At 63.4% G+C, this 7,314-nt stretch carries 4 protein-coding genes; 3 read left to right on the forward strand and 1 reads right to left on the reverse strand.

Annotated elements, in window-relative coordinates; genetic code table 11:
- The first annotated feature begins 505 nt into the window (after nt 1-505).
- Entirely contained in the window at nt 506-1,375 is an 870-nt protein-coding gene (locus MJ783_RS15130) for an arpA protein (RefSeq protein ID WP_239311081.1), read from the forward strand.
- A gap of 476 nt (nt 1,376-1,851) precedes the next feature.
- Nucleotides 1,852-3,711, forward strand: a complete 1,860-nt coding sequence (locus MJ783_RS15135) for a choline/carnitine O-acyltransferase (protein ID WP_239311082.1) — start codon at nt 1,852-1,854, stop codon at nt 3,709-3,711.
- A 345-nt stretch (nt 3,712-4,056) separates the two neighbouring features.
- Here MJ783_RS15135 and MJ783_RS15140 read toward each other — a convergent pair whose 3' ends face one another.
- Nucleotides 4,057-5,517 (reverse strand): right-handed parallel beta-helix repeat-containing protein, encoded by a 1,461-nt coding sequence (locus tag MJ783_RS15140; RefSeq protein WP_239311083.1) that lies wholly within the window; start codon nt 5,515-5,517, stop codon nt 4,057-4,059.
- A gap of 1,381 nt (nt 5,518-6,898) precedes the next feature.
- Here MJ783_RS15140 and MJ783_RS15145 point away from each other — a divergent pair.
- A partial coding sequence (locus MJ783_RS15145) for a class IV adenylate cyclase (protein ID WP_239311084.1) occupies nt 6,899-7,314 on the forward strand: 416 nt, incomplete at its 3' end.

Raw genomic sequence — 7,314 nt, forward strand, 5'->3', positions numbered from 1 at the left:
GGCCGCTTGCTTGATGTGTGCTTCTGTCCGTCGCTGGTTCGGATCGGCCCGCGCCGTGGGCCTTCGCCGTGGGGCCCGTCGGCGGGCTGCCGTCGTTTTGCATGGAAGGCCCGGAGCCGGCTATTCCCGGGGGATGCTGGAGCGCCCCGCGCGGTTACCCGGTTCACACCAGTTGTACACGTCGCCTCGCATAGCCCGCGGGTCTGCTGAAGCGCGGTGGACGTCAGCTGGATACCAGCGCCAATCTTGTTGGGATCTCGCTAGTGTCGCATGTCACAAAATATTTCACAGTGATGAATTAGTCATGCTAACATGCCAAATGTTTACAAGATTCGTAAGAGGGACGGGAAGGTGTCGTGGGCGTGGTCCGTGCGCGGGAGGCGTTGGCCTTGACAGCGTACGAGTCGGGTAGGCGAGGTGGCGTGATCCTTGAGTGTAGGGATCGCCGAGCCGGTTGGGAAGTCCCGGTCTGGGACGATGCGTCCGGTAGGTGGAGGGGTTCCCTGTGAGAACATCAGACGCTGGGCTGGTCGGGCAGCTGGTTGACACCGCCCGCTATCCTTTGTCGGCGCCGACGGGTACTGACTGGGAATATTTGGTCTCCCGGGTCCGGAGCGAACTCCAAAATTCTGGATGCAGTGTACTGCCGAACTTTATTCGGTCTTCCCGATGTGATGAACTACGCCTGGAATGCGCTACGATCGCTCCGCTGGCGTATTACGGTGTCGAAACGGTCAACGCCTACAACATCACGCCCGACGCATCCCTACCAGAAGATCATCCGGGGCGCGTCACGATGCGGCGTGGCAATGCGTTTGTGGCACGCGATCGAATCCCGGAGAATTTTATCATCCATCAGCTCTATGCCAATGAGCTGTTTCAGCACTTTATTGCCAGCTGTTTCGGCATGTCCTGTCTCTACGAGCTTGCGGACTCCTTGGCTGGCTTGTGTCTCAACATCGTTATGCCGGGAATGGAGCACCCGTGGCATTTCGACACAAACGAGTTCGCAGTGAGCCTGCTCACGCAGGAGCCGCAGGCCGGCGGCGTGTTCGAGTACTGTCCGGACATCAGGTCCGTACAATCGGAAAATTTTGCTGACGTTCGAGCTGTGCTGACCGGCGGCGGTGAGCAGCTGATCCGCAGCCTCTCGTTGCGGCCAGGGGATCTTCAGTTGTTCAAGGGCCGTTATTCGATGCATCGGGTGAGTTCCGTGCGCGGTGAGACAGCTCGTCATTCAGCGATCTTTGCGTATAGCGAACGTTCCGGCGTCGTGGGCAGCGTGGCACGGACCAGGCAGCTTTTCGGCCGGGTACTGCCTCAGCACCTGGCGGCCGCGGGACGCGCGGTGCGGGTCGATCAGCTACTGGATTAGAGCGCCCGGCAACAGGAGCGTGGATCAGGGAGCGGGGTTCGGGTGCGTGCATCGCGAGGCGGCGCGGGGAGGCGCGGGGAGGTGCCCTGTGTTGGGCGTCGGCCGACGAGCCGGGGTACCCGTGCATCGCGCGCGGCGATGGATGGGGAGCGACGATGCGAGGCGCCGCCTGGGCGGCGCGAGCCAGACGGTCTTATTGCCGGGCCCCTTTTAAGCGTCGGTGGCGGGCCGCATCCGCCGCGTCCACCTTGAAGGCGTGTTCAAACAGCGGCGGTTCGCCTCCCCGGAGGGGCAGGCGCTCGTTCTGGACACGGCCGTCGGCCATCGGTGTGAATCCGCCCGGTCCGGAAGCCGACGGCTGGCTCTACGCGCAATTCTACATCTCTCGGCCATGCGACACGAAAAATTTACGCAAGCTGTAGCCATCGCACCGAACATGCAGTCGTCCAGCTCCCCCAACATCACCGAGGTCGAGGATGAGTGTGCACAACGGTCAAGAGTGGTCCGCCCGAACTTTTGGCAATGAAGAGCGTCTGCCGCGAGTACCACTGCCCACGTTAGATGCCAGTTGCGAGAGATTTCTGGCCTGGTGCGCGCCGCTGCTGACCGCAGCCGAACTGGCGGCTACGGAGGCGGCGGCCGCCTCCTTCCGCCGACCGGACGGTCCCGGCCACAAGCTGCACGCGGCACTCGAGCAGTACAACTCCAGCGACGGCGTGCACAGCTGGCTCGACACATTCTGGTCGTCCCGGTATCTGGGCCGTCGCGACCGTATAGCCCTCAACGCGAACTTCTTTTTTTTGTTCAAGGCTTCTCCCCAACAGCAGGTGGACCGGGCGGCTGGGCTCATTGCCGCGGCTGTCGACTACAAGATGCGGCTCGACGAGGAGCTCATCGCGCCGATCGTCCAGCGGGGGCAGCCGCTTTCGATGGAGCAGAACAAGTTTCTGTTCTCCACGACGCGAATACCTGGACCTGTACAGGATGCCGTCCGCGCGCCCTACAGCGAACAGTGGCCGGGCCCGTCGCGGGCGCGCCATATCATGGTGTTCTTCCGCGGCAACATGTTTCGCCTGGACGTGATCGGTCCGGACGGCCGGCCCTACATATTTGACGATCTCGTGGCGGGGCTGCACACAATCATAAAGGCCGCGGCGACGCGGCCCGCGTGGGAGGAGCCGGTCGGGCATCTCACCACCAAGGCTCGGGCCGAGTGGGCAGCCAGTCGACAGGCATTGCTCGCCTGTCATCCCGGCAACGCGGACGTGTTTGAGACGATAGAGAGCGCGCTGTTCTGCATGTGTCTGGAGGACTTCGCACCCAAGGACCCCTTGATGGCGTGTGACCAGCTGCTGCACGGTGACAGCGGTAATCGGTGGTTCGACAAGGCCGTATCACTAATCGTCTTTGAGGACGGTACGGCAGGTATCAACGTGGAGCATTGCAGCCTGGACGGAACTACGGTCCTCAATTTCGTCGACGCGCTTGTGGGCGCGGCGGCCGAGGAGCGTCTGGCGGCCGGCGCCGAGGCCGAGGCCCGGGGGGTGCCGAGCGTCGTTCCTGTTGAGTTCGTGCTGGACGACGACCTGCGGGCCGACGTACGGGCCGCCGCCGCGTCGTTCGCGGCCTATAGGGCCGACACCGCCACAGCCATCCTGTCGTTCGGCGATTTCGGTGCCAACCGGGCCAAAGAGCTACGGATGTCACCTGATGCGTTCGTACAGCTGGCCTTTCAACTGGCCCACAAACGTGCCAAAGGAGTGGTGGGCACCACCTACGAGTCGATCGCCACGAGACAGTACCAGTACGGGCGTACGGAGGCGATGCGCGTTGTCACGCCCGAGGTGATGCGGTTCGTAGCGACGATGGATGACCCAGACATGGCCGCGGCGGCCCGCAGGGCAGCGTTTCGGGCGGCCGCCGAAAAGCATGTGGAACGCGCGAAGGAGTGCCAGGCGGGGCAGGCGCCCGAGCAACACCTGTGGGAGCTGCAGCTTATTCAGAAACGGCGCGGCGAGGAGCTGGGGGTGACCGAGCCGCTCGCTCTGTACGAAACTCCAGGCTGGCTCAAGATGCGGGACGATTACCTGAGTACGAGCTCCGTGCCCTCTGCGAACGTCCAGTACCTCGGTTTCGGATCGACGAGCAGCCGGTGTATCGGCATCGCTTACGTCCTGCTTCCTGACAGTTTCAACCTCTATCTGAGCACGCCGCTTTCGGTAGCTGACGAGATGACCGTCTTTGCCGACTGCCTTCGGGAAGCAGTGCGTGAACTACAGGAGCTGCTTGCCAGCGAGAAACTGGAGCTCCACGGGGCGTCACAGAGCGGATCCTGATATTTTTTCTCTCCCGCGGGTCACGGGGCCGAGCACGGCGAGGTCGCCGAGCTGCGGACGCGTGGCCCGCCTGAGGTGCCACACCCGGGATGCCCACAGCCCCGGTAAGCCTCTGCGGTGCGGTCACATCCGCACGCTGTTCGCTGCCCACGGGCCTGTTTCCGTCGCCGTGGTGTTCATGACTGAAAAATCTGGGCAGTATGGTGGCTCGGTGAGCGGCTGCGGCTCCTCGGCCCCAAGGCCCAGGGCCGGCCCGGGGCCGCTGCGCCACATTTTTGGCAGTGCTGTCCTATGCGAGTCGGTGCGATTCTCGCACGGCGTCAGGTCTCGATGGACAGGGGCAGCTCACCGCGAGCAGGTTACGTTGAACGGGCCGCTGGCCGCCGCGGTGACAGTATTGCTGCAGGAGACGATATTTTGGGTCTTGTTCGGTTTGTCGATGCTGACTCCGTAACCGGGGCCGCGGACATCCAGCTTGTTTCCGGTGATGATGTTCCCCGTACCCCAGCCGTCGATGATCACATGAGTCTGGATGCCATCCTTCGGGCTGTTGACGCCGATGTTGCCCTCAATACGCCAGTTGTTGCCTTTCACGTCCACCCAGGAGTCCGCGGAGTTCGCCCCGGTGATGGTTGATCCGTCGAAAGTGTTGTTGCTCAGGACCCCGCCGGTTGTGGCTTCCTTGATGTCGACGGCCTCGGCGGTGATCCCGCTGATGGTGTTACCGATGATCTGATTACGGTCGGAGTTGTCCGGCTTCCCGCCGCTGAAACGCTCCCAGTTCGACTTCGCCGTGCCGATATAGATGCCCTCGCCGAACCCGCGCTCCTTGCGACCGGTACCGTTCACGGTGCATCCGACGACGAAGTTGTCGGTGGAGAAGTTCCGTAGGTGGATGCCCTCGTCGCCAACGTTGCGCACGAGCAGGCCGGTGATGACCGCGCCGTGGGTCTGGTCGGTCATCACTCCCTTCTGGCCGTTCTGGATGGTGAAACCCTCCAGCCGCCAGTAGTCGGCCTTGTCGAGATGGAAACCGTAGCCTTCGCTGATCGACCCGCCGTCGATCACCGCATTACGTGAGCCACGCACAGTGATCGGAGCCTTCGCGTTCGCTGCCCGGTTGCCCACGAAGTGGCCTGTGTACTGGCCGTCCGCGAGTTGGATGAGGTCCCCTGGCTGGGCCGCCGCGAGCGCGGCGGTCAGCTGATCGGCGGTGGATACCGTTACTGTCCGCAGCGGTGCTGGGGCGGTTGGTATTTCAGCCAGCACGGCGGGTGGTACCACCGCAGCAGGCGCGGCGGCCGCGGACGGGGTGGCCGATGCCGATCCATCCCCGGTGGCGGTGAAGGTGGCCGTCAGCTCGACGGTGTCGCTGTTGGTGCGGACCCGGGCGGTCAGCGTGTGTTTTCCGGCCGCAACGGCATCGAGGTGGAGTGTGAACGGCGCGTCCCGGTCGTCGAGCAGCGTGTTGCCGTCGAGCGAGAACTTGACCCGTTCGACCTTGTCAAGAGTGTCCGTTCCCGGACTCAGAGTAACATCTACACCGGCCGGCACGGACTGCCCGTCCAGCGGGTGTGCGTCGGCGACAAGCACCCAGCGGTCATGGGTGCCGGCGGAGGGGCCCAAGCCTGTGGTGGGCGTGTGCCCGGTTGCGCCGGCAACAGGCGCCGACGAACCGCCTCCGCCGCCCAGCAGGAGGAACAAGAGGAGAAGGATGACGACGACAACCGCGATCCCACCACCGATCGGTAGCCACAGCCGGCGCCGCCCGGTCATCATTGCGTGGAAGCCTTGGCGGTCTCTCACGGGCCGGGGCATGACAGTGGTTTCAGTGCCAGTGCCAGTGCCAGTGCCAGTGCCAGTGCTGTCGCCAGCGCCCCTGGCGGTGGTGTCGTTGTCAGAGCCGTCGCGGGCGCGACCGTCCGTTGAGGCAGGTCCCATCCGCTACTCCTCGTGATGCGATGTCCGCAACTGATCTGTACCGGAGCATACCGGGGTCTTTATGGGCGATCTTGACCGACTGGTTGTCCATTGATCGTCGGCGGTCCCCTTCCGGGGCTTTGTGGTGTGTGGTGATAATGATCACAAAGGTCGGCGAAGGGTCCGTGGTATGCCGTCGAGGCGCGACAGGACTCTGCCGGATAGTCCTGTCGGGTATGAGCGCCCGGCAACAGGGGATGCGGAGCATCCAGCTCGCGTCATTGCTCCCCATCGGTCGCTTCTCGTCCATCGCCGCGCGATGCCCGGGTACCCCGGCTCATCGGTCGCCACCCACCACATCCAGCGACTCCCCGCGCCGCCTCGCGATGCACGCACCCCAACCTTTTTTCTTGATCTGTCTTCCCGCTTGTCGGGTGTTCTCAGCCGAGGTTGGATGCCGAAAATTCGAGGTATCTACGTCAGCGTGCCAGAAATTCCTTCAGTGGTATTGGCTGGCGCTGTCGGCGGGTGATCCGCGGCTCGGCAGCTATGGGTGCGCGGCGGTGTCGTCGAACGAAAAATGGTCGAAAATATTACAAACCGTAATAAATGCGTCATTTTTTGTGGACAACTGTGGCGCGCGAGCCGTCGCCACAGGCAATATTTCTGTTGTTACCGGTCCACGATCACGATCAGTGCGACGTGGGGCCACGCCGCGGCGGACGGCGATCCGCCGGGCCGGTTTCGTCAGGGCGCTGGAGTTGCCCGAAGGCAGCGGATCGAGCACCATCCGGCTGTTGGTGGTTTCGCTCTCGCGGCCGGCAGGCCACTCGTCCGTGCTCCCGCCGCGCGGGCGGCCGGGGCGCTCCGCTCCGGCGCTTGGTGGCGGTAGTGGCATTTTCGCGCATCACGCGTGCAACATGTTTGTGACATGGCGCTCCGTCGCAACCAGCACGGGATGGCAGGACACGGCGGCCGGGGATGGAGCGAGCCTCCCAGGACGGAAGCAAGTGGCTCTCGAACCAATGCACCGCCGCCGGATGGAAGGGTGGAACGTGTGCTCACTGTTGCTGGTTGTCAGCTGAGGGTCGATGCCGTGTTGACTGGCCCAGATGCGCGCCAGAAAGATGTGGCTATGACCACTCCGTCGGAGTCCGACGTCTGACTAACTCTATAGCTTTGGCGGTGGGTGTCACTTCTGGTCGTCCGGTTATGTGCCAGGCTGTCGCGTCGGGGGGATGGCGGGACAGACGATGGGGAGGCTTGTGTGCGCGAGGTTAAGGTCAAGTTCCATGTGAGAGACAGGGAGGCGCTCCTCTTGGCCCTCAAGGCGCGAGGCGTCGAGCTGGGCGAGCCGTTCTTTCAGGATGACCAGGCGTATGCTCCCGATCGCTGGACGTTTGAAGACAGCCGGCTGGGCGTGGCCTTCCCGCGCCTCCGCACGATAAACAACCGTCATTTTTTCGCGTTGCGACGGCCGACTGTTAATGCCCAGGCGTGTGATGCATATGAGACCGAGGTCGCTGATCGTGACCAGATGCATCAGGCGATCCTGAACATGGGTTTCTGCCCGACGGTACGGGTGGCCAAGACCCGGCGGATGGCACAGCTGGGGAACGTGTCACTCTGCGTCGATGAACTCGACAAGCTGGGTATGTTCCTGGAGCTTGACTGTCCCGTGCC

It is taken from the genome of Protofrankia sp. Cj3 (genome assembly GCF_917627355.1).
Taxonomy (GTDB): Bacteria; Actinomycetota; Actinomycetes; order Frankiales; family Frankiaceae; genus Protofrankia.

Coding starts and splice junctions, on each gene's coding strand:
- MJ783_RS15135 (WP_239311082.1), top strand. CDS start 1,852: ATGAGTGTGCACAACGGTCAAGAGTGGTCCGCCCGAACTTTTGGCAAT.